Annotated in this window: 22 protein-coding genes and 1 tRNA gene; 14 read left to right on the forward strand and 9 right to left on the reverse strand. The window is 70.9% G+C overall.

All coding sequences use genetic code 11. The annotated features are described in order from the left end of the window. The first annotated feature begins 87 nt into the window (after positions 1 to 87). Positions 88 to 699, forward strand: a complete 612-nt coding sequence (locus VFE82_RS07775) for a hypothetical protein (protein WP_324999685.1) — start codon at positions 88 to 90, stop codon at positions 697 to 699. Between the two features lie 32 nt (positions 700 to 731). Here the strand turns inward: VFE82_RS07775 and VFE82_RS07780 are convergent, their stop codons facing one another. Further along, complete coding sequence (locus VFE82_RS07780; protein WP_324999686.1) at positions 732 to 1,118, reverse strand: DUF488 domain-containing protein; 387 nt, start codon at positions 1,116 to 1,118, stop codon at positions 732 to 734. Positions 1,119 to 1,157: 39 nt separating this feature from the next. Between VFE82_RS07780 and VFE82_RS07785 the strand changes: the two genes are divergently transcribed. Next, a tRNA-Pro gene (locus VFE82_RS07785) sits at positions 1,158 to 1,234 on the forward strand. 171 nt (positions 1,235 to 1,405) lie between these two features. Here the strand turns inward: VFE82_RS07785 and VFE82_RS07790 are convergent. The 4 genes from VFE82_RS07790 to VFE82_RS07805 form a co-directional block, all read right to left on the reverse strand. Next, positions 1,406 to 1,669, reverse strand: coding sequence for a hypothetical protein (locus VFE82_RS07790; protein ID WP_324999687.1), 264 nt, complete (start codon positions 1,667 to 1,669; stop codon positions 1,406 to 1,408). A 67-nt stretch (positions 1,670 to 1,736) separates the two neighbouring features. Then, positions 1,737 to 2,282, reverse strand: coding sequence for a GAF domain-containing protein (locus VFE82_RS07795; protein WP_324999688.1), 546 nt, complete (start codon positions 2,280 to 2,282; stop codon positions 1,737 to 1,739). A gap of 197 nt (positions 2,283 to 2,479) precedes the next feature. After that, complete coding sequence (locus VFE82_RS07800) at positions 2,480 to 2,857, reverse strand: hypothetical protein (protein WP_324999689.1); 378 nt, start codon at positions 2,855 to 2,857, stop codon at positions 2,480 to 2,482. 121 nt (positions 2,858 to 2,978) lie between these two features. Further along, positions 2,979 to 3,503 (reverse strand): response regulator, encoded by a 525-nt coding sequence (locus VFE82_RS07805; protein ID WP_324999690.1) that lies wholly within the window; start codon positions 3,501 to 3,503, stop codon positions 2,979 to 2,981. A gap of 199 nt (positions 3,504 to 3,702) precedes the next feature. Between VFE82_RS07805 and VFE82_RS07810 the strand changes: the two genes are divergently transcribed. Both VFE82_RS07810 and fghA read left to right on the forward strand, forming a co-directional pair. Next, on the forward strand, positions 3,703 to 4,809 hold the full coding sequence (locus VFE82_RS07810; RefSeq protein WP_324999691.1) for an S-(hydroxymethyl)glutathione dehydrogenase/class III alcohol dehydrogenase: 1,107 nt from the start codon (positions 3,703 to 3,705) through the stop codon (positions 4,807 to 4,809). A 6-nt stretch (positions 4,810 to 4,815) separates the two neighbouring features. After that, positions 4,816 to 5,667 carry an S-formylglutathione hydrolase gene (fghA, locus tag VFE82_RS07815; RefSeq protein WP_324999692.1) on the forward strand — a complete coding sequence of 284 codons (852 nt, stop codon included), beginning with the start codon at positions 4,816 to 4,818 and terminating at the stop codon, positions 5,665 to 5,667. Positions 5,668 to 5,746: 79 nt separating this feature from the next. Here the strand turns inward: fghA and VFE82_RS07820 are convergent, their stop codons facing one another. Continuing rightward, positions 5,747 to 6,514 (reverse strand): hypothetical protein, encoded by a 768-nt coding sequence (locus VFE82_RS07820; protein ID WP_324999693.1) that lies wholly within the window; start codon positions 6,512 to 6,514, stop codon positions 5,747 to 5,749. 339 nt (positions 6,515 to 6,853) lie between these two features. On the opposite strand from VFE82_RS07820, the gene VFE82_RS07825 reads away from it, so the two are divergent. The 9 genes from VFE82_RS07825 to VFE82_RS07865 all read left to right on the forward strand — a co-directional run bounded on the left by VFE82_RS07825 (position 6,854) and on the right by VFE82_RS07865 (position 17,435). After that, positions 6,854 to 7,114, forward strand: coding sequence for a hypothetical protein (locus tag VFE82_RS07825; protein ID WP_324999694.1), 261 nt, complete (start codon positions 6,854 to 6,856; stop codon positions 7,112 to 7,114). 135 nt (positions 7,115 to 7,249) lie between these two features. Then, the gene (locus tag VFE82_RS07830; RefSeq protein ID WP_324999695.1) at positions 7,250 to 9,382 is read left to right on the forward strand and encodes an AAA family ATPase; all 2,133 of its coding nucleotides are present in this window, start codon (positions 7,250 to 7,252) and stop codon (positions 9,380 to 9,382) included. A gap of 179 nt (positions 9,383 to 9,561) precedes the next feature. Next, positions 9,562 to 10,671 (forward strand): saccharopine dehydrogenase family protein, encoded by a 1,110-nt coding sequence (locus VFE82_RS07835; RefSeq protein WP_324999696.1) that lies wholly within the window; start codon positions 9,562 to 9,564, stop codon positions 10,669 to 10,671. A 5-nt stretch (positions 10,672 to 10,676) separates the two neighbouring features. After that, on the forward strand, positions 10,677 to 11,213 hold the full coding sequence (locus VFE82_RS07840; RefSeq protein WP_324999929.1) for a DUF4166 domain-containing protein: 537 nt from the start codon (positions 10,677 to 10,679) through the stop codon (positions 11,211 to 11,213). Next, a complete protein-coding gene (locus tag VFE82_RS07845) occupies positions 11,210 to 11,599 on the forward strand; it encodes a thiol-disulfide oxidoreductase DCC family protein (RefSeq protein WP_324999697.1) in 390 nt (129 codons plus the stop codon). Before VFE82_RS07840 ends, VFE82_RS07845 begins: the two co-directional genes overlap by 4 nt. A 373-nt stretch (positions 11,600 to 11,972) precedes the next feature. Further along, entirely contained in the window at positions 11,973 to 14,012 is a 2,040-nt protein-coding gene (locus tag VFE82_RS07850; RefSeq protein ID WP_324999698.1) for a hybrid sensor histidine kinase/response regulator, read from the forward strand. 496 nt (positions 14,013 to 14,508) lie between these two features. Next, positions 14,509 to 14,691 carry a DUF3606 domain-containing protein gene (locus VFE82_RS07855; RefSeq protein ID WP_324999699.1) on the forward strand — a complete coding sequence of 61 codons (183 nt, stop codon included), beginning with the start codon at positions 14,509 to 14,511 and terminating at the stop codon, positions 14,689 to 14,691. A 101-nt stretch (positions 14,692 to 14,792) separates the two neighbouring features. Then, complete coding sequence (locus VFE82_RS07860) at positions 14,793 to 15,077, forward strand: hypothetical protein (RefSeq protein WP_324999700.1); 285 nt, start codon at positions 14,793 to 14,795, stop codon at positions 15,075 to 15,077. A 39-nt stretch (positions 15,078 to 15,116) separates the two neighbouring features. Then, positions 15,117 to 17,435, forward strand: coding sequence for a DUF3482 domain-containing protein (locus VFE82_RS07865; RefSeq protein WP_324999701.1), 2,319 nt, complete (start codon positions 15,117 to 15,119; stop codon positions 17,433 to 17,435). A 23-nt stretch (positions 17,436 to 17,458) separates the two neighbouring features. Here VFE82_RS07865 and VFE82_RS07870 read toward each other — a convergent pair whose 3' ends face one another. Together VFE82_RS07870 and VFE82_RS07875 are read right to left on the reverse strand one after the other, a co-directional pair. Then, the gene (locus tag VFE82_RS07870; protein WP_324999702.1) at positions 17,459 to 17,644 is read right to left on the reverse strand and encodes a CsbD family protein; all 186 of its coding nucleotides are present in this window, start codon (positions 17,642 to 17,644) and stop codon (positions 17,459 to 17,461) included. 109 nt (positions 17,645 to 17,753) lie between these two features. Next, the gene (locus VFE82_RS07875) at positions 17,754 to 18,572 is read right to left on the reverse strand and encodes an esterase/lipase family protein (protein ID WP_324999703.1); all 819 of its coding nucleotides are present in this window, start codon (positions 18,570 to 18,572) and stop codon (positions 17,754 to 17,756) included. Positions 18,573 to 18,662: 90 nt separating this feature from the next. Here VFE82_RS07875 and VFE82_RS07880 point away from each other — a divergent pair, with 90 nt between their 5' ends. Continuing rightward, positions 18,663 to 18,986, forward strand: a complete 324-nt coding sequence (locus VFE82_RS07880) for a hypothetical protein (RefSeq protein WP_324999704.1) — start codon at positions 18,663 to 18,665, stop codon at positions 18,984 to 18,986. Positions 18,987 to 19,084: 98 nt separating this feature from the next. Here VFE82_RS07880 and VFE82_RS07885 read toward each other — a convergent pair whose 3' ends face one another. Then, positions 19,085 to 21,367 carry an ATP-dependent DNA helicase gene (locus VFE82_RS07885; RefSeq protein WP_324999705.1) on the reverse strand — a complete coding sequence of 761 codons (2,283 nt, stop codon included), beginning with the start codon at positions 21,365 to 21,367 and terminating at the stop codon, positions 19,085 to 19,087. Positions 21,368 to 21,415 lie beyond the last annotated feature (48 nt).

A 21,415-nucleotide genomic window follows, 5' to 3' on the forward strand; every position in this document is an offset into this window, starting at 1 on the left:
GTCCGACCGACAGCAGGCGCCGACCGGCCCACTGTGGCACCAGTGGCGCGGGCAGTCGCGCGGCCATTCCAATCCAAGGAGACCTCCATGAACAGACTTCTCGCCGTCCTCGTCGCCTCGGTGCTTGCCGGGGGCGCGGCCGCGCAGACCGCCGGCGCATCCGGCTCGGCCGGGACCGGGGCTTCGTCGGGCGGGTCCGCCGGCGACACGACGGGCGGCTCGGCGACCACCGGCGTCAACAACGGCCAGGGCGCGACCAGCACCGGGACGCTGGGCGCGAGCGGCGGCGCCATCGTGCAGCCGGGCTCGACGCCGGCCACACGGGCTGCCACGCCCGGCATGAGCACGACGCAGCCGGGCGGCTCGCCAGGCACGGTCAGCGGCACCGGCACCACCGGCAGCACGACCGGTAGTGGCACCACGCTCACCGGCCCCGGCGGCACCGGCGGCATGACCGGCTCGATGGGCAGCACGGGCTCCATGGGAAGCAGCGGCGCGACGGGCTCCATGGGGAGCAGCGGCAGCGCCGGCTCCCTGGGGAGTTCGGGCGGAACCACGGGCTCCATGGGCGGCGCCGGCGGCAGCACGGGGTCCGTGGGCGGCCTCGGCGGGACCTCGGGGACCTCGGGGTCCATCGGCGGGGCAGGCGCTGCGGGCCCGACCACCGGCACCGGGTCGTCGTCGACCCCGACCCGGTGATCGGACAGGGCCTGCGCTGCTGACGGCCAGGCTCAGGCGATGCGTGCGCCCCGTTCGGCCAGCAGCTCGCGCAGCAGCGAGCGGTGGCAGCGCGCCTCGTCCTCGCAATAGCAGCCCACCGAGAAGCTGGCCTGGTGCGACAGCGCCGCCAGCAGGTCCAGCGTGCGTGCCGGATCCGGCCGGGCCATCTCGGCGCGGTACTGGCGGCGGAACGCGGCCAAGGCCTTGTCGTCCGTCGCGGCGAGTGCCTGCTTCACGGTGTCTGCTTCCGGCGCGAGGTTCGGGTACCAGACGTCATACCAGTCGTCGGACGCGAAGCGCTCCTTGGGGACCCCGCGCGGCGGCCGGCGCACCGTGCCGATTCGCAGGCCTTCTCCCGGGCTGCGCGGGGTGCCCAGCCGCACGATGTGAACCGCCATTGCCGCCTCCTCGCCGCCGCACCGTAGAATGCGCGCAGTCGGAGCGTAGCGCAGTCTGGTAGCGCATCTGGTTTGGGACCAGAGGGTCGTAGGTTCGAATCCTATCGCTCCGACCATTCGAGCCGTCACTTCAAACGAAGTCACGCCTCCACAGGATGACCGTGACAGGACAGGCGGACAAGCGCGGTCGACGAAGAGCATCGCGCAAGTGCCGGCCGAAGAGGACCACCGATCGGGCAAATGTAGGTCAACAGGGCGCCCGTTGACCAACCCGGCGAGCCCTCGACCTACTTGCGGGACGCGCCTTCGTTCCTCACGGTGCCGCCGACCGGGTTCGGATTGCGCGCTTCGGGTGGCGCGTCGCAATTCGTGGTGCGCCAGCACTTCTTGATGAACGCCGCTTTCGCCTCTGCAGTTGGGGGCGTCCCGCGCTGGGCCGCCGCTGCCTGATCGCCGGGCTTCTCTCCGACCTGCGCCGCAATCGCTGCCGTGGTGCAGAGCGAGATGAGCAAGAACGCCTTCTTCATCGGGGCCTCCTGTTGCGATTCCATCAGGCCATGGTTTGCGGCGTCTAACATCCGCAGAACCACGTCACGGCCTCTGTGCGGCCGAGGCACCTCAAGTCGACAACGGCGCGCGTCGGGCGACGACCGGGGCCTCGCGTCGAGGCTGCAGCTTGGCGGCCAGCAGGTTGGCGGTGGACTTCAGGCGGCGCAGGTCCCGTTCGCCGGCGAACGGCTGGACGGCGTGGCTGAAGCAGCACAGGGTGCCGTAGATCTGGCCGTCCGGCAGGATCACCGGCGTGCTCAGATGGGTGCCGATCTCCAGGCCGGGCCGCGGCGCGCGGCCGTCGTCCACGAACGGCTGCGCCTTGCGGATGAACTCCGGCAGGCGCCCGTCGACCACCCGCTGGCACCAGCTTTCCTCGAGCGGATCCGACGCACCGACCTGCAGGAGCGGCGTGCGCTGGTCCACACGGCGGAAGACGCGCTGGCCATGGGTGAACTGGGAGACGAACACCACATCCATCTGCATCCGCTCCCGCAGCAGCGCCAGCACCTGCTGCACGTTGGGATCCAGGATCGGATCGGCTTCGTCGCTGGTGGCCACCAGGAGGTCGGCGATCTGGACATCGATGGCGTCGGGGTTGTCGTCGAGATGCATGGGAGCGGCCGCAGAGGCACTGGCAGTGGCGGTTCCCTGCCTTTCGGCGACGCTGCGCAAAGCTTGAGCAGGTCCCATGCCGGCGATCGGTCGCCCCACTGGCGCGGCTGGGCCTGGCACACGGCCGACCACGGCACCGTCCAGTGATGGTCAGAGCAAGCGGCGGCCTTCGCCTCAGGCACCCAGGTGCCGACGCGTTACCGGTCCGGTGCCGCGGCGCCCGGGCAGGCGTCCGGATAGCGTCTGAGGCAGAGCCTGCGCAGGGTGCCGAGCGTCTCGCCATGCTTGGTGCGCACGGCAGGCAGCTTGGTGCCGGGCGCGCTCTGCTCCGGCTTGCGCCACAGTTCGTCGAGCAGCTCGAACCGGCTGATGAGCACCTCCACCCAGCAGACCTGCAGGCCGGGCAGCGTGGTCGCGCAGGCACGGATGCAGTCGAACTGCGCGGCATTGCGCGCATACAGCACCTCGTCCTGGGGTTGGCCGAGCAGGGCGTTCAGCCGGGTTTCGTAGTCGTCCAGCTCCGTGAGCAGCCGGGCAGCGAGAGCTTGAAGCTCGTCGGCATGCGATGGGCGCAACTGTGGCTTTCCTCGTGGTGGTGATGGCCGGCGCCGGCAATCGCCGTTCCCGACCCCGCCACCGGCGCCCATGCTCCGTGCAGCCGGTGCTGCGCACCGACGCGGTCGCAGGGCGGCAGCGTCAGCGGGCCCGGCTTGCCGCCAGCAGCCTGTCCAGCAGCGGCACCAGCTCGCCGCTTTCCAGCGGCGACACCAGGTAGGCGTCGGCACCCGAGGACAATCCGGCGCCGCGATGCAGCTCGTCGATGTAGACGGCCGACACCAGCAGGACGGGCAGGTGGGCCGTGGGCCGGCGCGACTTCAGGACGCGGCACACCTCGACGCCGTTCACGTCGGGCAGGTTGACGTCGAGCAGCACGGCGGCGGCGGATTCGGCCAGGGCGAACGCTTCGGTCCCGCTGTCGGCCTCCAGCGTCCGGAACCCGGCGCGTTGCAGCAGCTTCGCCATCGCGTAGCGGCCGGCCTCATGGTCGTCCACGACCAGGATGGTGGTGGACGAGCGGTCCGGCTCGACGGGTGGCGGAGCAGGCTCGGCCGCGGGCTCCGGCACGGGCGCCGGTGCGGTCGCACTGCGCGCATCCTGCGTGATGTGGGCCAGCACGCTGTCGAGGCCCTGGCCTGAACGCTGACCGGGAGTGCCTGGCATCAGTCGGTGGAACGTGGGTTCGGCATGGGGCGATCTTACGAGCCCGGCCGGTCGCCGGCGGAAACGCGCGCCATGCGGGCAGGTCGGCCGCGCGCCCGACCCATTCGGGCGTGGGAGCCGGTAGCATCCTTCGCCTTCCCCGCGCGCCGATCGACGTGGCGGTCCGGGGACTCACCATCTCGACAGGAAGGATTCCCCCATGAAGACCCGTGCTGCCGTCGCGTGGCAGGCCAAGGCGCCGCTCACCATCGAGGAACTGGACCTGCAGGGCCCGCGCGAGGGCGAGGTTCTGGTGGAAGTGAAGGCCACCGGCATCTGCCACACGGACTGGTACACCCTGTCGGGCGCGGACCCGGAAGGGCTGTTCCCGGCGGTGCTGGGGCACGAAGGTGCCGGCGTGGTGGTCGAGGTCGGGCCGGGCGTGCGGTCGCTCCAGCGGGACGACCATGTCATCCCGCTGTACACGCCCGAGTGCCGGCAGTGCAAGTTCTGCCTCTCCCGCAAGACCAACCTGTGCCAGCAGATCCGCGGCACGCAGGGCAGGGGGCTGATGCCCGACGGCACCAGCCGGTTCTCGCTGGGCGGCAAGCCGGTGCTGCACTACATGGGCACCTCGACGTTCAGCAACTACATCGTCGTGCCCGAGATCGCGCTGGCCAAGATCCGGCCCGACGCGCCGTTCGACAAGGTCTGCTACATCGGCTGCGGGGTGACCACCGGCGTGGGAGCGGTGATCTTCACCGCCGGCGTCGAGGCCGGCGCCAACGTGGTGGTGTTCGGGCTCGGCGGCATCGGCCTGAACGTGATCCAGGGCGCGAAGATGGTGGGCGCCGACAAGATCATCGGCATCGACCTCAACCCGGGGCGCGAAGCGATGGCGCGCCGCTTCGGCATGACGCACTTCCTGAATCCGAAGGAGCACCCGAACATCGTGGACGCCATCGTGCAGCTGACCGACGGCGGCGCCGACTACAGCTTCGAGTGCATCGGCAACACGACCACGATGCGCCAGGCCCTGGAGTGCTGCCACAAGGGCTGGGGCCAGAGCATCATCATCGGCGTGGCCGAGGCCGGTGCCGAGATCTCCACCCGCCCGTTCCAGCTGGTCACCGGCCGGCAGTGGAAGGGGTCGGCGTTCGGCGGCGCGCGCGGCCGCACCGACGTGCCGAAGATCGTCGACTGGTACATGGACGGCCGGCTGAACATCGACGACCTGATCACCCACACGCTGAAGCTCGAGGAGATCAACCGCGGCTTCGAGCTGATGAAGTCGGGCGAGTCGATCCGCTCCGTCGTCGTGTACTGAACGGACATGGCCGCGTTCACCACCCTGGAGGAGCACCGCTGCTTCGGCGGCGTGCAGAGCTTCCACGAGCATCCTTCGGCCACCGTGGGCCTGCCGATGCGCTTCGGCGTGTACCGGCCGGCCCAGGCCCTGGCGGGGCGCCGGGTGCCCGTGCTGTTCTACCTTGCCGGCCTGACGTGCAACGAGCAGACCTTCGCGATCAAGGCGGGCGCGCAGCGGCTGGCCGCTGAACGCGGCTGGCTCCTGGTGACGCCCGACACCAGTCCGCGCGCCACCGGGGTCGAAGGCGCCGAGGCCGACTGGGATTTCGGCACCGGCGCGGGCTTCTACCTCGATGCGACGCAGCCGCCCTGGAGCACCCGCTGGCGGATGGAAAGCTGGATCACGGGCGAGCTGCGCGAGCTGGTGATGGCCGGGTTCGGCGGACTGCCCGAGCGCACCGGCATCTTCGGCCATTCGATGGGTGGACATGGCGCGCTCACGCTCGCCCTGCGCCACCCCGGCCTGTTCCGAAGCGCATCCGCCTTTGCGCCGATCTGCGCGCCTTCCGAGGTGCCGTGGGGGCACAAGGCTTTTTCCGGCTACCTGGGGGCCGACCGGCAGGCCTGGGCCGAGCACGATGCGTGCGCCCTGATCGAGAGCGGGCGCCGGGCGCCGCCGCTGCTGGTCGACCAGGGGCTTGCCGACTCGTTCCTGGCGACCCAGCTGCGGCCCGATCGGCTGATCCAGGCTTGCGAGTCGACCGGCCAGCCGCTCACGCTGCGGCGGCACGAGGGCTACGACCACGGCTACTTCTTCGTCGCCAGCTTCGTGGCCGACCATTTCGCGCACCACGCCGCCGCACTCGGCGCCGGATGAGGGGAGTTGCGGAAAGGCGGCCATCCGGGCGGCCGCAGCATCTGGGCCCGGGCGGCGCCGCGCCGCCCGTCGGCGGTGATCAGGCGTGCAGCCGGACGGCCTGTTCGAAGGGCTCCCAGCGGTCCTCCGGCTGGGCAAGGCGGTGCGTGATGACCTCCAGCGCGCGCGGATGGGTCGCGAGCTCCTCGTGGCGGACCCCGGACAGTTCGATGTTCTCGGTCTCCGCCGAATCGCGCTCGCAGCACTGCTCCGGCCGCACCAGTCCGTCGTCGCGGCTGTAGATCGAGGTGCACGGCACCGGCGGCGTCTGCCGCAGGCGATGGCGCACCGCGAGCGGCAGCCGCTCGGCGGCGCTGTCCAGGAGCGCCAGGACCTTGCAGCTGCGCTGCGGGTCGGCCGTGGTGTTGAACGGGGTGCCGAGCGTGATGACCTGTCGCACCAGCGGGTTGGCGCGCTTGGCGAGTTCACGGGCGTAGATGCCCGACAGGCCCCAGCCCAGCAGCGTGACCGGCGCCTGCGTGGCCTCGAACACGTCGATGACGCATTCCTCGAGCTTGCGCAGCCAGCGGTTCAGGCCCATGGTGCCCGGACCCTGGTCCATGCCCTGACCCCAGTCGTGGGCGCGAAAGCCGGATTCCTCCAGGACGGTGCGAAGGGCGGCCGTGCTCTCGGGGCCGGTGTGCTGGCGCGGGAAGACGATCACCGGCTGGCCCTGGCCCTGGTGCAGGCGGCGCTGGGCGGTGCGGCGCGTGCCGAGGGTGCGTTCCAGCAGTTGCCGCAGGGGCTGGCGAAACGCCTCGGGCGTGGGCGTCGGGACGCCAGGCAAGGCGAATCCGGTGTTTGGCATGGGTCCTCCCAGGTGCATCGCCGCGGGCTGGCTCGGCGAGCAGGCATGCTAGGGGCAGGCTCATGTGCAAGCGCTGGGAGTTCGCGCTGTGAAGCGGTAGGACGGTGCCTACGACAGAATCCGGCGCCAAAAAAAAGGGCCCCCGGGCTCACGGGGAGCCAAGGGGCAAGCAGCCGGGGGAAGAAACTTGAAAAAAAACCCGGCCAATCGCTTGGACACCGAGCAGCGCACGGGGTTCCTGTTGCTGAGTCGCGATCGATCGCGAGGAGTTGTCCTACACCCGAGCGCCGCGGCGCCTCCCAGAATGACCCCACTGCCTCAGCTGTGTCAGGCCCCACCATGGAACGCATCTCCGGTCCCCACTTCGGCTTCTACATCGCCAGCTACGCCTGCGAGACAGGAGCGGCCGGCGAGCGCTACCTGGGCTACGCCAAGATCTGCCGGCGTCGCCCGGAGAGCTACTGGGACGCCAACTGCCTGGTCAAGCTGTGCGGCGAAGGGCTGCACCACGACCCCATGCTCGCAGTGGCAGAGGCCGAGCGCTGCGCGGTCGAGCAGCTGCGCCGCATCGCCGAAGTGGACGAAGCGGCACTCGCCTAGCACAACGGCTGAGCTGCCTCCAGGCAGGTCGCGTGAACAACGTCACGCGGCAGGCTTCGCATTGAGCGGATCGCCCTTTTTCGCTTGCACGGAAGGGGTGGGTCTGTAGGATTGCACCGACAAGAGAGGACTTGCATGTCTGATTTATCGGTCAGTTCCCCCACCACCCCCAACCCTGAATTCGGCAAGGACGAGCAACCGTCCGGCGGCGGCCTGTGGCTGTCGATCAAGAAAGCGGCCGCCCGCCTGTCGGACTGGTTCGTGATCCAGAGCACCGCCGTCAAGCTGCTCGTCATCACCATGGCCCTGCTCATCCCGGCCACCGGCATCTACTCCGTCGTGCTCATGCAGCGCGAAGCGGCGGTGGCCGAGCAGGTGCGCAGCATGGCCGTTGCCGATGGCATCTCGGCATTTGACGAGAAGCTGCCGGTCGTGTTCGGCACCGGCTCGGTGCTGAGCTTCCTGCAGAACAACCCGGTCGACCGCATCACGGTGATCTACCGTCCGCTGATGTGGAACATCTCGGAGCGCTTCATCCTGGTCCAGTCGGCCGGCAAGCAGTACGCCTACTACCCGTCGGACATGGAGACCAAGATCTTCGCGGACAAGGCGGTCTCCGCCGCCTGGAGCGCCAAGCTCAGCTTCGTGCCGCGCTCGGACCTCAGCGCCTCCAGCCTGCAGCTGCTGGACAAGCTCGATTCCGGTTTCGCCGGCGCCCGCCCGCAGTCCGAGAAGGACGCCTGGAAGGCTGGCGTGTCCGGCGTGCTGTCGGCCGCGCTCACCCTGGGCCTGCTGGGCTTCCTGGCCTTCCAGCTCAAGGGCCAGTTCAAGTCCCTCAAGTTCATCGAGCCGTCGCAGGTGAGCGGCTCCCTGGGCGACCTGGTCGGCATGGACGACATCAAGGCCGAGGTCGCGCAGATCAAGGACCAGTACATGCGGCGCGCCGAGTACGCGGAGTACGGCATCAACAAGCCGTTCAACGTGATGTTCAGCGGCCCGGCGGGCACCGGCAAGACCAAGCTGGCCAGCTACCTGGCCAAGGAGCTGAACCTGCCGATCCTGTTCCACTCGGCCGTGAACCTGGAAACGGGCTACGTTGGTGGCGGCGCCAACACCCTGTCGCGCATCGTGGCCATGGCCAAGCGGCGCAAGCGCTGCATCGTCTTCCTGGACGAAGCGCAGGACCTGTTCATGAAGCGCGGCGGCCACCGCAAGTTCGACGACGACACGCAGAACATGCTGCTGGCCGTGCTGGACGGCGTGCGCACGAAGAACGACGCCGAGATCATCTGGATCGTCGCGTCCAACTTCAACGCCGAGCAGATGCAGATGGACGAAGCCATGCTGCGGCGCTTCCAGATGAAGGTCGATTTCCGCCTGCCCAACCGTGAAGAGCGCCAGTCGATCATCCGCCACTACCTGAGCCAGCGCTCGGAGAAGGTGCTGCCCGACCTGGACCTGCGCCACCTGGTGGAGATCACCGAAGGTCGCAGCCCGGCGGACCTGGAGACCATCGTCAACCAGGCTGGCATCACTGCCGTCCAGGCCGGGTTGATGATCGGCGCCGACACGCTGATGCAGGCCGCCGAGCGCGTGCTGGTGGGCAATGTCAACACCAACACCACCAAGGAGCGCGAGCGCGACCGTCGCATCATCGCGATCCACGAGTGGGGCCACTTCCTGGTCGACTTCGAGCAGGAGCGCAAGAAGGCGGGCGGCAACTGGGAGGCGATCCTCTCGGAGATGAAGACGCTCAAGATCTCGCTCAAGGCCAATCCGCGCAACAACGCGCTCGGCTTCGTCTTCCACAAGCAGGGGGCCAACCTGCTCAAGACCAAGGGTGACATCGAGCACGACGTGCGGGTGCTGCTGGGCGGCATGGCCAACGAGGAGCTGTTCTTCGGCGAGGAAGGCACGACCAACGGCGCGCACAACGACATCACGCGTGTGACCAAGCTGCTGCACCATGCCGTCGGCGAGATGGGCATGTACCGCAAGACCCGTCTGAACTTCGGCGCCCTGGCGCAGGAAGGCGGCAGCAAGGCGGTGGACGAGGAAACGCGCAGCATCATGGAAGCGCAGAGCGAGCGGCTGTACGGCGAGACCAAGGCCCTGCTGTCGCGCCTGAAGCCCCTGACCGAGCACCTGGCCGGCAAACTCATGGAGCGGGGCGAGATGAGCCTGCGCGAGGCGCTGCACGAGATCCGCAGCTTCGAGGCGGCCTGCTACACGTTCAACTCCAAGGTGGGTCTGCAGCCGGCGACTTGAACGCCGCGCCGAGCGCATGCAAGGAAAGGCCGGGGCATCCCCGGCCTTTTTTCTGGTGGGGGCGTGATGCCGCGGATGACCCCCGAGGGCCGTGTGTCCCCTGCCGGCGAACGCTTCGCCGGGGTGCCTGCCGCCAAGCTCCCCTGCGGGTTGGAGGCCTGCGCTCGCTAGACTGGCGCATGTCCGATCTGCGCGTTCTGGTTCTGGGAGGCTACGGTTTTTTCGGCCGAAGGCTTGTCGAGCGACTGTCGCATCGTCCCGGCGGCCACATCCAGGTCGCCGGACGGTCGCTGGCTGCGGCGCAGGCGGTCGTTCACGAGTTGCAGAAGGGTTCACCCGCCCGGCTTGAAGCCGTCGCGCTCGACTCGCAGGACCCTGCGCTCGAGAACACGTTGCGCAGGCTCGCGCCGACCGTGATGGTGAACGCCTCCGGCCCGTTCCAAGGCTCGGATTACCGCGTGCCGGCCGCTTGCGCCCGGGCTGGCGTCCACTACGCCGACCTGGCCGATGGGCGCGACCATGTCGCCGGCATCAGCCGCCTCCACCAATCAGCGCTCGCAGCCGGCATCACCATCGCGAGCGGCGCAAGTTCCGTCCCGGCGTTGTCGGGCGCAGCTGCCGATGCCTTGGCGAAGGGCCTGTCCAGGATCGAGTCCATCGACATCGGCATCAGCCCCGGCAACCGCACCGAGCGCGGGCTGTCCACCGTGCGCGGCATCCTGACCTACTGCGGCAAGCCGCTGCCCGGCACGGGCGCTCGCAAGGTTTGCGGCTGGTCCGGCGTTCGCCGGCATGCGTATCCCTCCCCGGTCGGGACAAGGCTGCTGTCGCCTTGCGACGTGCCGGACCTCACGCTGTTTCCTCTGCGCTACGCCGGAGCCCCGGAGGTGCGTTTCGGTGCCGGCCTGGAACTGGAGTTTCTGCACCGCGGCATGAACGTTCTGGCCTGGATGGCACGGCGGGGGCTCGTGCGCGACTGGTCGCGCCACGCGAAGCTGCTGAAGCAGGCCGCGGACCTGTTCAGAACCTGGGGAAGCGATGCCGGCGCAATGCATGTCACGGTGCAGGGCCTTGACCGCGCCGGGTCGTCGGTGACTCGAACGTGGCAGCTCGTCGCAACGCAAGGGCACGGCCCGTTCGTTCCGACGCTTGCGGCCGCAGCCTTCGTCCGCAAGGTGCAGGCGGGAGCTCTGCCCGCTGGCGCGTACCCCTGTGTCGGCCTGCTGGACCTGGAGGATGTCACGCGCGAAATGGAAGGCCTGGCCATCCGCACGGAGGTGTGCGCGTGAAGACGATGTCCTTGTACCAGCAGATCATGGGAGCGGATTTCACCCGGCTGCCTTCGCCGCTCCAGCGCTTCCATGCCCTCGAGGGCGCGCACGTCCTGCGTGGCTGGGTGGTGGTCGGGGCACCTGAGTCGGCGGTGGCCCGGATGCTTGCACGGTGCCTGGGCGCGCCACTGGATGCACGGGAAGGAGCCCTTCAGTTCGAACTCGAGGCCGGCCCGGCGGAGGAAGTCTGGATTCGCCGTTTCCCGGGCCAGATGATGCGGTCGCGGCTGACCCATGCTGGCGGGCATGTCGTGGAGCGCCTTGGCTTCGCGCGACTCTGGTTCACCCTGAAGGGCGGCCCGGACATGCTGGAGATGAAGCTGGTGCGGCTGCGCTTTCTGGGAGTGGCGTGCCCGCGCTGGCTGCTGCCGGCCATCGTGGCGGAAGAAACCGCGATGCCCGGCCGGCTGCACTTCCGCGTGCAGGCGTCGCTGCCCCTGATCGGCACGGTCGCCAGCTATCGTGGACACCTGGACCTGCCTGACGAGAAAGCGGGATGATCGTCGTGTTCGACGCCCGATGCCTGCTTTGCAGCCGCTGGGTGAAATTCCTTCTCAGGTTCGACCGCCGCGGCGTGCTTCGCTTCGCGTCAATCCAGGGCGCAGCTGGCCAAGCCCTGCTTGCCGCGGCGGGTCTGCGCCCCGACGGGCTGCAGACCCTGCTGCTCGTCGACGGCGAACGCAGTTGGCAGCACACGGCGGCCGTCCTGCGGGTCTTGCACGTGCTGGGCTGGCCGTGGCGTGCTGCATGGCTGGGGTGGCTTGTTCCAGGGCCGCTGCGGGACGCCGCTTATCGCCTGGTGGCGCGGAACCGCTACGCGCTGTTTGGCAAGTCCGAGACGTGCCTGCTGCCCCCGGCGGACCATTCCAAACGGTTCCTGGACTGATGCGTGGCAGCTCGACCCGGAGCTTGGCCGGCCCCCGCACCGGTCCAACGCTCAGCAGAAAAGGGCTGCCGCGCGGTGTCGAACCACGCAAAAGCGATCCAGCTCTCCTGTCGCGTGCCGAGACCCCCGCGCGCCCAGGCGCAACGCATCCATCAAGGACTGATCCGCGAAGGCAAGAAGTGGCCCCGCTGAGTCGAGCGGCGGGTTTCCACGGATGCAGCCGCAGCCTGGTCATCCGCTGCATGCCACCACGGCCCCTCTCGTGAACTTGTTTGCACGCTGGCCGCCCGCGGATGGAAGGCCCGTGACTGGTGCGTGCTTTACTGTGTCGGAAGCCCTTGATGAGCCAGCCCGCATGGCATCATCGCGCCCCATGTTCGAACCCGACACACAGCCCGGGCGGGGGCTGCGGGCCGGAACTCCTTCACACGAGGAGCTCGACGGCACCGGGACCACGATTGTCTGGTCCACCGACGCCGACGGCGAGATCCGCCGCCCACTGCCCTCCTGGGAAACATTCACAGGCCAGCCCTGGGAGCATTATCGCGGCCAAGGATGGCTGGATGCGGTCCACCCCGACGATCGCACCGATGTCCTGCGGCTGTGGCGGCACGGCGTGTCGACGCGCCGCGTCGTCGAGATGGGGTACCGGCTGCGCCGCCGTGACGGCGCCTACCGCCAGGTGACCGTGCATGGCGCGCCCATGCTCGATGGCGACCAGCTGCGCGAATGGGTCGGCGTGTGCGTCGACGTGACCGCCAGCCGAGAGGCGGCGGCATCGTTGCGCGACAGCGAGGAACGGTTCCGCTTCCTCGATCGCCTGGGCCAGCAGACGCGTGTGCACAACGATGCCAACCGCGTGATGGAGATCACCGCCCGGCTGCTGGGCGAGTACCTGGGCGCAACGCGCTGTGCCTACGCGGACGTCGAGCCGGACGGTAATCGTTTCACCATCCGCAGCGACTGGTCGCTGCAGGGCGTCCCCAGCAGCGCCGGCGTGTATTCGCTCGACCTGTTCGGCTCGCAGGCGACCTCCCGGCTGCGCCGTGGCGAACCGCTGGTCGTCCACGACGTCGATGCCGAACTCGGCGACGAGGGCGGCGGCCGGATGTTCAACGCGATCGGCATCAAGGCGATCATCTGCGCAGGGCTGGTCAAGGAAGGCCGGCTGGTCGCGATGATGGCGGTGCACCAGGCGGTGCCGCGCCGCTGGACCGGGCGCGAGGTGGCACTGGTGCACGACGTCGTGGACCGCTGCTGGGCCCACATCGAGCGGGTGCGCGACAGCGCGATGCTGCGCGAGCAGGACCGCCGCAAGGACGAGTTCCTGGCGACGCTCGCGCACGAGCTGCGCAATCCGCTCGCGCCCATGAAGTACGCGGTGGCGATGATGCGGCTCGCTCCCGAGCCTTCGGCGCAGGCGCGCGCCCAGGAGGTGATCGACCGCCAGGTGAGCCAGATGGCACGGCTGATCGACGACCTGCTCGACCTGTCGCGCATCAACCGCGGCATGATCCAGCTGCAGCGCGAATCGGTGCGGCTGCGCACCCTGCTCGAGCGGGCGGTGGAGATCGCGCGGCCGGCGATCGAGACGGCCCGCCACCGCCTCGAACTGCAGTTGCCGGAAGAGGACCTGATGCTCGACGCCGATCCGGCGCGGGTGATCCAGATCGTGGGCAACCTGCTGAACAACGCGGCGAAGTACACGCCGGACGGCGGCGAACTGCGGCTGGCGGCCTGGCGCGCCGGCATGAACGCGGTCCTTGAAGTCACCGACAACGGCATTGGCATCCCCCCCGAAGAACAGGGCAAGCTGTTCCAGATGTTCACCCAGTTGCACCACACTTCCGCCCGGGCAAAGGGCGGCCTCGGCATCGGTCTCGCGCTCGTGCGCACCCTGGTCCAGATGCACGGCGGCTCCGTCCGTGTCGCCAGCGACGGCCTCGACGAAGGCACCCGTTTCACTGTCGAGTTGCCGCTGGCGGCGCAGCCGGCGCGGCAGCCGCAGCCGGGCGGCGCGACGGAATCCGCGGCCGGCACGCGGCGCGTGCTGGTGGTGGAGGACAACCGCGACGGCCTGGAGACGCTGCTCGCGCTGCTCGACATGCTGGGCTATGAAGTGGCGGGCGCCGGCGACGGCCGCGAGGCGCTGGAGCAGGCGCGGCGCTTCCGCCCGGACGTGGTGCTGCTCGACCTGGGCCTGCCGATCATGGACGGCTTCGAGGTCGCGCGGGCCCTGCGGCAGGACCCCCAGCACCGGCACGTGTTCATCGCTGCCCTCACGGGCTGGGGCGCGGAGGCCGACCGCCGGCGCACGGCGGAGGCCGGGTTCGATGCGCACCTGACCAAGCCGGTCGAACTGGATGCGCTCGAGGAGGCGCTGGCCCGCAGCGCCGGCACGCGCACGCCCTGACCCTGCGGGTCACCAGGGGGTCACCAGCGGGCCGCCAGCCGCCGTCAGCGAGGCGTCCGGCGCCCCGCGGTCGGCTTCGGGTCGGGTGGTCCGCACTCCTGTTCCGGCACCGGCTGGCCCGCGCCCGGACGCGGGTTCTGCCGCTGCCGGCGCAGCATCTCGCGCAGCGCGCTGCCGGAACCCTGGCCGCTGGTCGGGCCGGCGCCACCCCCCGGGCTGTCCGGCTTGGCGTGGCCCTGTGCGGCGGGAGCTTTCTGCCTCGGCATCTCGGATGCTTCCTTGCCGTCAGCATCGTCAGGCGCCGCCCCCCGGGGTGTAGGACGGCGTTGGGATGCGCGGTGTGCCATCGGCGGGTGCCGGGTCGGCGTGGGGACAGCGGCCCGGCTTTCGCTCCTACAGCAATGGCTGCGGTTTGCGCACCCGCCTCGGCCGCCGCGCCGATGCGGATTGCCGCGCTGGACGCCTACGCTGACTGCACACCGCACAGGAGTCGCAGATGTCCGAAGACAAGGTCCGCCACGGCAGTTCGCAGGATATCCTGATCAGCCTCGAACACGAATGGGAGCGCCGCAACTGGTCGAACTGGCTCGGTTGCAGCGAAAAGGAACTGCAGCACGCCGTCGAATCGATCGGCGCGGACCCCGACAACGTCCGCCGCTTTTTGCGGCAGGCGCGCTGAGCGAAGGCTTGCACGCGTGATGCCGGTCACGCTGTTGCAGGCACGTGCGACTTTTGCACGCCTGTTTCACCTCGCCCTTGGCGTCGTCCTAGCATGGGTCCATGCGATACACCCGTGAAGAGTACGCGAACATGCAGGCCGTCCAGCGCCGGGTGGCGCGGGCCGAAGCGGACTACGCGCGCTTCCGCGCCGCCTACCTGGAGATCGCGCAGAACGAGCCGGACCACGAGGTCGCCCTCGCGATGATCGGCGCCGACATGAACCGCGCGCATGCCTACCTGCAGGCGCTCATCGGGCTGCCGCCCACGCCGTTCGAGAAGCAGCCGAGCGTGGTCGTCATGCGCGAGGCGCGGCGGCTCGCCGAGGAAAAGCGCGAGAAGCACTAGCGCGTCCCGGGCCCGGCCGGCCGTTCCTAGAATGGCCGCTTGCCCACCGACGACCCCATCCCCGACCACCTGCTGCTGGATGAAGCAGCAGCGCGCCGCCTGCTGCTGGTGGAGGCCGTCGACAGCGTCGACCGCGAAGGCCGCCTGGTGGGCCTGGTCGAACGCGAACGGATCGACCAGGACGCGTTGACGGTCACCGGCGATCCTGCCGTCGGCCAGCGGCTGGATCCGAAGGCGTGGCTGCTCGCGCGGGCTGATCGCTTCCTGGACCTGCTGGCGCACCGGCAACCCCGCCTGGCGGCGCTGGCCACCCCGCCCGCATGGCAGCCCTGGGTGGGCTGGCTGCTGCCGTTGGCGGCGCTGGTGCTCGGGGGCTTCATCGACCGCATCGACAACCCGCGCCAGGTGAACCTGCTGTCGCCGCCACTGCTGGCTTTCCTGCTGTGGAACATGGTGGTCTACCTCGGGCTGCTGGCGGTCGCCCTGCGTCCGCGCCGCCCGAGCGACGCACCGCCGCCCGCCTGGCTGCCCTGGCTGCAGCGCATCGGGGCAGGGCGCACCGGCGCGCTCCGGGCCGACGTGGTGCGCGCGTTCGGCGTGCGCTGGTGGCAGGTGGCCGGCGCGCTCGAAGGGCAGCGCTGGCGCCGGATCCTGCACACCAGCGCCGCCGCCTGGGCCATCGGCGTCGCGCTGTCGATCGTGGTCGGCGGCCTGGTGCGCGAATACCGGGTCGGCTGGGAGAGCACGCTGCTGGACCTGCCGCAGGTGCACGCCTTCCTGCGCGTGCTGTTCGCGCCGGTGGTCGCCCTGCTGCCGCTGGAGCCGTTCACGCAGCAGGAACTGGCGCGGCTGCACTTCGGCTCTGGGCTGCCGGTCGACCGGCTCGAGGCCCGCCGCTGGGTCGGCCTGTACCTCGGGCTGCTGGCCGTGGTGGTGATCGCGCCGCGCGCGCTCTTGGCGGCGTGGGCGGCCTGGCGGCAGCGCCAGCTCGCGCGGCGCGTGCGCATCGCACTCGACTCATCCTATTTCAGCGCGGTGCTCGGTCGCGTCAGTCCGGCGCGGGTGCGGCTCGTCCTGGTGACCGTCGGCGATGCCGATGCACGGGTGCTGCGGCAGGTCCTGCGGCAAGCTGGAGGGGAGCCGTCGGCGCAAGGCCTGGCCCGCACGGTGCTGACCACGCTGCGCGGCGATGCCCTGGTGTGCCGCGAAGCCACGCTCGATGCGCTGCTGGCGGACTGGACGGCGGGCCCGTCCGGCCCGCGCTGGCTGCCCCGGTTCGGGCGGCGCAGCGAGGCGGCGCAAGGCGAAGAGGCGGACCTGCTGCTCGTGTCGGGCGACCGCGCCGCCGATCTCGAGAGTGCCTTGCCCGCGCTGCAAACGCTCGGCCGCCCGGTGCTGCTCCTGCCGGCGATGGGCAGCGAGGCGGGCCTGGAGCGGGCGCTGCGTGCCAACGGCGTGCGCGGCGACGTGCTGGCGCAGGCCAGCCTGGCCACCTGGCACGGCGACGCGCGCCTGCGTGCCGCGATGGCCCGGTTGCTGCCGCCGTACCTGGCGCCCGGCGTCGAGCGCCTGGTGAGCGCCTGGCAGCGCCACGCGGACCACCGGCTGGAGCAGGCCGCACGGCTGCTGGCCGATGAACTCGTCGACGCCGCCCGCGAGTCGCAACCGCTTGCGCTGCTGCCGCTGGGGGTGCGCCAACTGGTGGTGCGGGGGGAACGCGAAGCCGGCCAGGAAGCCCGTCGCGAAGCCATGGCGGCGCTGCTGGCGCGCCTGCGCGAGCGCCAGCAGGCCGTGGATGCACGCCTGCTGGCGCTGCACGCAGCGGTGCGCCGTGGTGGCGGACTGGTGGGGGACGCGTGGCCGGATCGCTTCCGTGTGCACCAGGCGGTCCACGAACCACAGGCCGGCCTCGCCGGGGCCGCCAGCGGTGCGGCCATGGGGGCGACCGTGGATCTGCTCACCGGCGGCCTGACGCTGGGTGCGGCCAGCGCGCTGGGCGCCCTGGTGGGCGGCGGTGCCGCCCTGGCAGCCGCCGCATGGAAGAACAGGGCGGCGGAAGCGGGCAGCTCGCTGGTGATGGTCGACGAAGCGCAGTGGCTGGCCCTGGTGGAGCTGGCGCTCGTGCGCTATCTCGCGGCGGCCCATGCCGGGCGTTCCGATGTCCTGGGGGCGGGGGGGTGGGAAGGCGCCGTGCACGACGTCGTGGAGCCGCATCGCGCGGCACTGCGCGACCTGCTGCGCCTGGCCCGTCCGGGCGCGGTTGCGGGTGCGGGCGAGGTGCGCGCGCTGCTCGCGGAGCAGCTGCGGCAGCGGGCGCTCGACCTGCTGGCGCAGCTGCACGGCAGCCCGCGGGGCTGACCCGCGCGCGGTGGCGCAAGCCGTTACGGCTTGCGCACGATCTTGTCGACGCCGTCCTTCAGGTCGCCCACCTTCTTCTGGACCTTGCCTTCCTGCTCGTGCGCGTGACCGCGGACTTCCTGGTCCGTGTTGCCGGTCGCCTTGCCCACTTGCTCCTGCGCCTCGCCGGCGGCTTCCTTCAGCTTGCCCTTGACCTGGTCGGTGTTCATGTCTGCTCCTTGGTTGGTGAACATGTCCAGCCAAGGTAGGCGCCGCGGCGCGCCAGGCAAGCAAGCCGAGGTCGCGGGCAGCCGTGGGGCAGGGCCTACAGTCCGGCTGTCAGCGCGCGGCCGGGGCGGCCACCACGTCGCGGATCCACTCCACGGCTTCCTCGGCCGACGCCCGGGGCGCGCCGAGATGGTCGGTGCGCGGCTCGTAGAGCCGGTTGCCGGGATGGGGCGGGAGCCCCTGCCAGAGCTGCTGCTTGCGCTCGCGCAGGTTCGCGAGGTCCCGCGTCGGCACCACCAGCAGCACGGGCGTGCCGGGCCGCAGCCGGCTCCAGATGCCCCCCCAGTTCATCGTGCCCTGGGGGTCGTACCAGGTGACGTACGCGGCGGGCACCGTGCCCTGGATCGGCCAGCGGGCCGGGCTCACCACGTCGGCGTCGTCCAGGGTCGTGCGTTCGTTCCCCCGCCCCTGCGCGATCAGTTCGCGGGCGCGGGCCAGCTGGTCGTCCAGCTTCTTCATGTCGCTGCCGCCGTTGGGTGCGATCGCCACCAGGCCGTCGACCCTGGCGCGGCCGGCCATGTGGGCCGCGAACAGGCCGCCCAGGCTGAAGCCGGCGAGCACGAGCCGCTCGGCGCCCTCGCGGCGCAGCTTGTCGAGCGCCGCCAGCACCTGCCGCTCCGCCGCCTCGACCGGCTGGGCGAAGGCGCCGGCCTGCGACCACGGCATGTCCAGGTTCGCGACCGACCAGCCGGGCTGCCGCAAGCGGTCGGCCAGCGACGCCATGGCGGCGGCCGAGCCGCCGATGCCGTGCATCAGCACGATGCCCACGCGGGCGCCGGCGCCGGCGGGCTGGCTGGTCGCCGCGCGAGGCCAGCCCGCGGCCAGCAGGACCGCGCCGAGGGCACGGCGGCCAAGGTCCACCGGCGTCATGCGGCCTCCCGCTGCGGTCGGGCACGGGGATTGCCACGCTCGGACAGCGCCGATCCTCGCGCTGTCGTTCCCATCCATCCAGGAGTTCTCATGGTCATCCAATCGAAAGTTGCACGTCTTTCCACGCTGCTGGGCCTGGGGCTCGCGGCCGCCATGGTCGCCGGCTGCGCCGCCGATTCCCGCATGTCGTCCGGCATGGGCAACTCCTCGGGCGCCAGCAGCTCGACGGGATCGACGAGCTCCATGGGCTCGTCGGCCAACCGGTCCACCAGCGGCACGTCGGGGAGCGCCTCGGGTGGCGGCGCCACGTCGGGCAGCACGCCCGGCAGCATGAGCGGCTCGCCCAGCGGCTCCGGCGGCAGCGGCCCGGGCAGTGCCGGCGGCGCCTCGGGCAGCAGCGGCGCGTCGCAGTGAGGCTGTTCCCGCCGGGCCATCTTTGGCCCGGTCGCGGGCGCCTCCTGTAGGACGCCGCCCCGGGTTCCCGGCCCGGCCGGGCCAGGCGCCGGCCGCGGTCAGGCGCCCGAGGCGCGCGCGGGTGGCGCCAGCTGCACCCGCCACCACCCGGGCAGCAGGGCCCGGACTTCCGGCCGGTCGAAACGGTCGTCGATCAGCACCACGGTCCCCCGGTCCTCGCGCGTGCGGATCACGCGACCGGCCGCCTGCACCACCTTGCGGATGCCGGGATACAGGTACGTGTAGTCGTACCCGGCGCCGAATGCGCGTCCCATCCGTCGGCGCATCTCCTCGTTCACCGGATTCACCTGGGGCAGCCCCAGCGTGGCGATGAAGGCGCCCACCAGGCGATCGCCCGGCAGGTCGATGCCTTCGCCGAAGCTGCCGCCCAGCACCGCAAAGCCGATCGCGCGGCCTCCCGGCACGAACCGGCCGATGAACTCGCGCCGCTGCGCCTCCGGCATCGCCGGCGACTGCTCGAACACCGGCAGTGCCGGATGCCCTTCGCGCAGCAGCGCCGCCACCCGCTGCAGGTAGTCGAAGCTGCTGAAGAAGGCGAGGTAGTTGCCCGGCTGCCGGTCGTAGTGGCGGGCGATCAGCTGCGCGATGGGCGCGAGCGAGCGGTCGCGATCGGCCCAGCGGGTCGAGATGTTGCGCACGACCTGCACCGAGAGCTGCTCGGCGCGGAACGGCGAGGCCACGTCCACCCAGACGGCGTCGTCCGGCAGGCCGAGCGTGTCGCGGTAGAAGCCGGCGGGGCTGAGCGTCGCGGAGAACAGCACTGCGGCATGCGCCGCTTCGAAGCGCGGCCGCAGGAACGGCGCCGGGATCAGGTTGCGGATGCACGGCACCGCCTCCGGGCCGCGCAGGCCGGGCCGCACCGTGACGTCGAACACCGAGTGGTCGCCGAACGCCTCCGCCAGGCGCAGCATGGCCAGCACCTCGAAGTGGAACTGCTGCAGCGCACCGGGCGGCTCGTGCGGCGACTGGTTCAGGTGGTCGGCCATCGCGGCGGACGCCTTCTGCAGTGCGTTCAGCCAGCCGCCGGGAATCTCCTCCAGCACGGCATACCCGGCGCCAGCATCGGTGGGCAACTCGCCCCAGGCCCGGCGCAGCCGGTCCAGCGCGCGCCGCACCGGCGCCGGCGCGGCCGTGCGCGCGGCGCGCAGCGCGGGCAGCGCGAGTTCGGCGGTGTACATCTGGCGCCCGCGGTCCACCAGGTTGTGCGCTTCGTCCACCAGCACGGCCACGCGCCAGCCGTTGTCCGCGACGAAGGCCTGCAGCATCGCGTTGCCGTCGAAGAAGTAGTTGTAGTCGCCCACCACCACGTCGGCCCAGCGCGCCAGTTCCTGCGACAGGTAGTAGGGACAGACCTGGTGCCGCAGGGCCACCGCCCGCAGTGCGGTGCCCTCCATGCCGCCGGCCGCGAGGGCCTCGGCGCGGGCGGCGGGCAGCCGGTCGTAGAAGCCGCGCGCCAGCGGGCACGACTCGCCATGGCAGGCCTTGTCGGGGTGCTCGCAGGCTTTGTCGCGCGCGGTCAGCTCCAGGGTGCGCAGGCGAAGCCGCGGATCGGCCGCAACGATGACCTCCAGCGCGTCCAGCGCGAGCTGCCGCCCGGGGGTCTTGGCCGCCAGGAAGAACAGCTTGTCGATCTCGCGGCCCGGGCAGGCCTTGAGCACCGGGAACAGCGTGCCGACCGTCTTGCCGATGCCGGTGGGTGCCTGGGCCAGCAGGCAGCGGCCCTGGGCGGCGGCCTTGTAGGCCGACTCGGCCAGTTCGCGCTGGCCCTCGCGGAACTGCGGATGTGGAAAACCCAGCGCCGAGAGCGCGGCGTCGCGGTCGCGCCGGTGCGCCATTTCCTGCCGCGCCCACGCCAGGAACAGCCCGCACTGTGTCTCGAAGAAGGCGCGCAGCGACGCGCGGTCCTGGACTTCCTCGAGCACCGTCTCCTTCTGGGTCGCGATGTCGAAGTACACCAGTGCCAGCGTGATCTGCGGCAGGTCCCGCGCTTCGCACAGGAGCCAGCCGTAGACCCGGGCCTGCGCCCAGTGCAGGTGGCGGTGGTTGGCCGGCTGGCGGGCGAGATCGCCTCGGTGGGTCTTGATTTCCTCCAGCCGGTTGCGCAGGGCGTCGTAGCCGTCGGCGCGGCCGCGCACGCGCAGGTCCTCGAAGCGGCCTTCGAGCGACAGTTCACGTTCGTAGCCGGCGCCGCGCGATGCCGTGACCGTCGCGTGGCCCGCGATGCCTTCCTGGGCGGTGGGGGAGGGCGTGAACCGCAGGTCGAGGTCGCCGGCCTTGGCGGTGAACTCGCACAGGGCGCGCACGGCCACGGTGTACTGCATGGCCGCCATGGTAGCGCTGCACGGCGCTTGTCCGCCGGCGCGCAGCCG

This window comes from Ramlibacter sp. (assembly GCF_035655895.1).
GTDB lineage: Bacteria > Pseudomonadota > Gammaproteobacteria > Burkholderiales > Burkholderiaceae_C > Ramlibacter.

What these genes read in the sequence shown, in the direction of transcription:
- VFE82_RS07775 (WP_324999685.1), top strand. Translation starts at nt 88, where the DNA reads ATGAACAGACTTCTCGCCGTCCTCGTCGCCTCGGTGCTTGCCGGGGGC.
- VFE82_RS07780 (WP_324999686.1), bottom strand. Translation starts at nt 1,118, where the DNA reads ATGGCGGTTCACATCGTGCGGCTGGGCACCCCGCGCAGCCCGGGAGAA.
- VFE82_RS07790 (WP_324999687.1), bottom strand. Translation starts at nt 1,669, where the DNA reads ATGGAATCGCAACAGGAGGCCCCGATGAAGAAGGCGTTCTTGCTCATC.
- VFE82_RS07795 (WP_324999688.1), bottom strand. Translation starts at nt 2,282, where the DNA reads ATGCATCTCGACGACAACCCCGACGCCATCGATGTCCAGATCGCCGAC.
- VFE82_RS07805 (WP_324999690.1), bottom strand. Translation starts at nt 3,503, where the DNA reads ATGCCAGGCACTCCCGGTCAGCGTTCAGGCCAGGGCCTCGACAGCGTG.
- VFE82_RS07810 (WP_324999691.1), top strand. Translation starts at nt 3,703, where the DNA reads ATGAAGACCCGTGCTGCCGTCGCGTGGCAGGCCAAGGCGCCGCTCACC.
- fghA (WP_324999692.1), top strand. Translation starts at nt 4,816, where the DNA reads ATGGCCGCGTTCACCACCCTGGAGGAGCACCGCTGCTTCGGCGGCGTG.
- VFE82_RS07820 (WP_324999693.1), bottom strand. Translation starts at nt 6,514, where the DNA reads ATGCCAAACACCGGATTCGCCTTGCCTGGCGTCCCGACGCCCACGCCC.
- VFE82_RS07825 (WP_324999694.1), top strand. Translation starts at nt 6,854, where the DNA reads ATGGAACGCATCTCCGGTCCCCACTTCGGCTTCTACATCGCCAGCTAC.
- VFE82_RS07830 (WP_324999695.1), top strand. Translation starts at nt 7,250, where the DNA reads ATGTCTGATTTATCGGTCAGTTCCCCCACCACCCCCAACCCTGAATTC.
- VFE82_RS07835 (WP_324999696.1), top strand. Translation starts at nt 9,562, where the DNA reads ATGTCCGATCTGCGCGTTCTGGTTCTGGGAGGCTACGGTTTTTTCGGC.
- VFE82_RS07840 (WP_324999929.1), top strand. Translation starts at nt 10,677, where the DNA reads ATGTCCTTGTACCAGCAGATCATGGGAGCGGATTTCACCCGGCTGCCT.
- VFE82_RS07845 (WP_324999697.1), top strand. Translation starts at nt 11,210, where the DNA reads ATGATCGTCGTGTTCGACGCCCGATGCCTGCTTTGCAGCCGCTGGGTG.
- VFE82_RS07850 (WP_324999698.1), top strand. Translation starts at nt 11,973, where the DNA reads ATGTTCGAACCCGACACACAGCCCGGGCGGGGGCTGCGGGCCGGAACT.
- VFE82_RS07855 (WP_324999699.1), top strand. Translation starts at nt 14,509, where the DNA reads ATGTCCGAAGACAAGGTCCGCCACGGCAGTTCGCAGGATATCCTGATC.
- VFE82_RS07860 (WP_324999700.1), top strand. Translation starts at nt 14,793, where the DNA reads ATGCGATACACCCGTGAAGAGTACGCGAACATGCAGGCCGTCCAGCGC.
- VFE82_RS07870 (WP_324999702.1), bottom strand. Translation starts at nt 17,644, where the DNA reads ATGAACACCGACCAGGTCAAGGGCAAGCTGAAGGAAGCCGCCGGCGAG.
- VFE82_RS07875 (WP_324999703.1), bottom strand. Translation starts at nt 18,572, where the DNA reads ATGACGCCGGTGGACCTTGGCCGCCGTGCCCTCGGCGCGGTCCTGCTG.
- VFE82_RS07880 (WP_324999704.1), top strand. Translation starts at nt 18,663, where the DNA reads ATGGTCATCCAATCGAAAGTTGCACGTCTTTCCACGCTGCTGGGCCTG.
- VFE82_RS07885 (WP_324999705.1), bottom strand. Translation starts at nt 21,367, where the DNA reads ATGCAGTACACCGTGGCCGTGCGCGCCCTGTGCGAGTTCACCGCCAAG.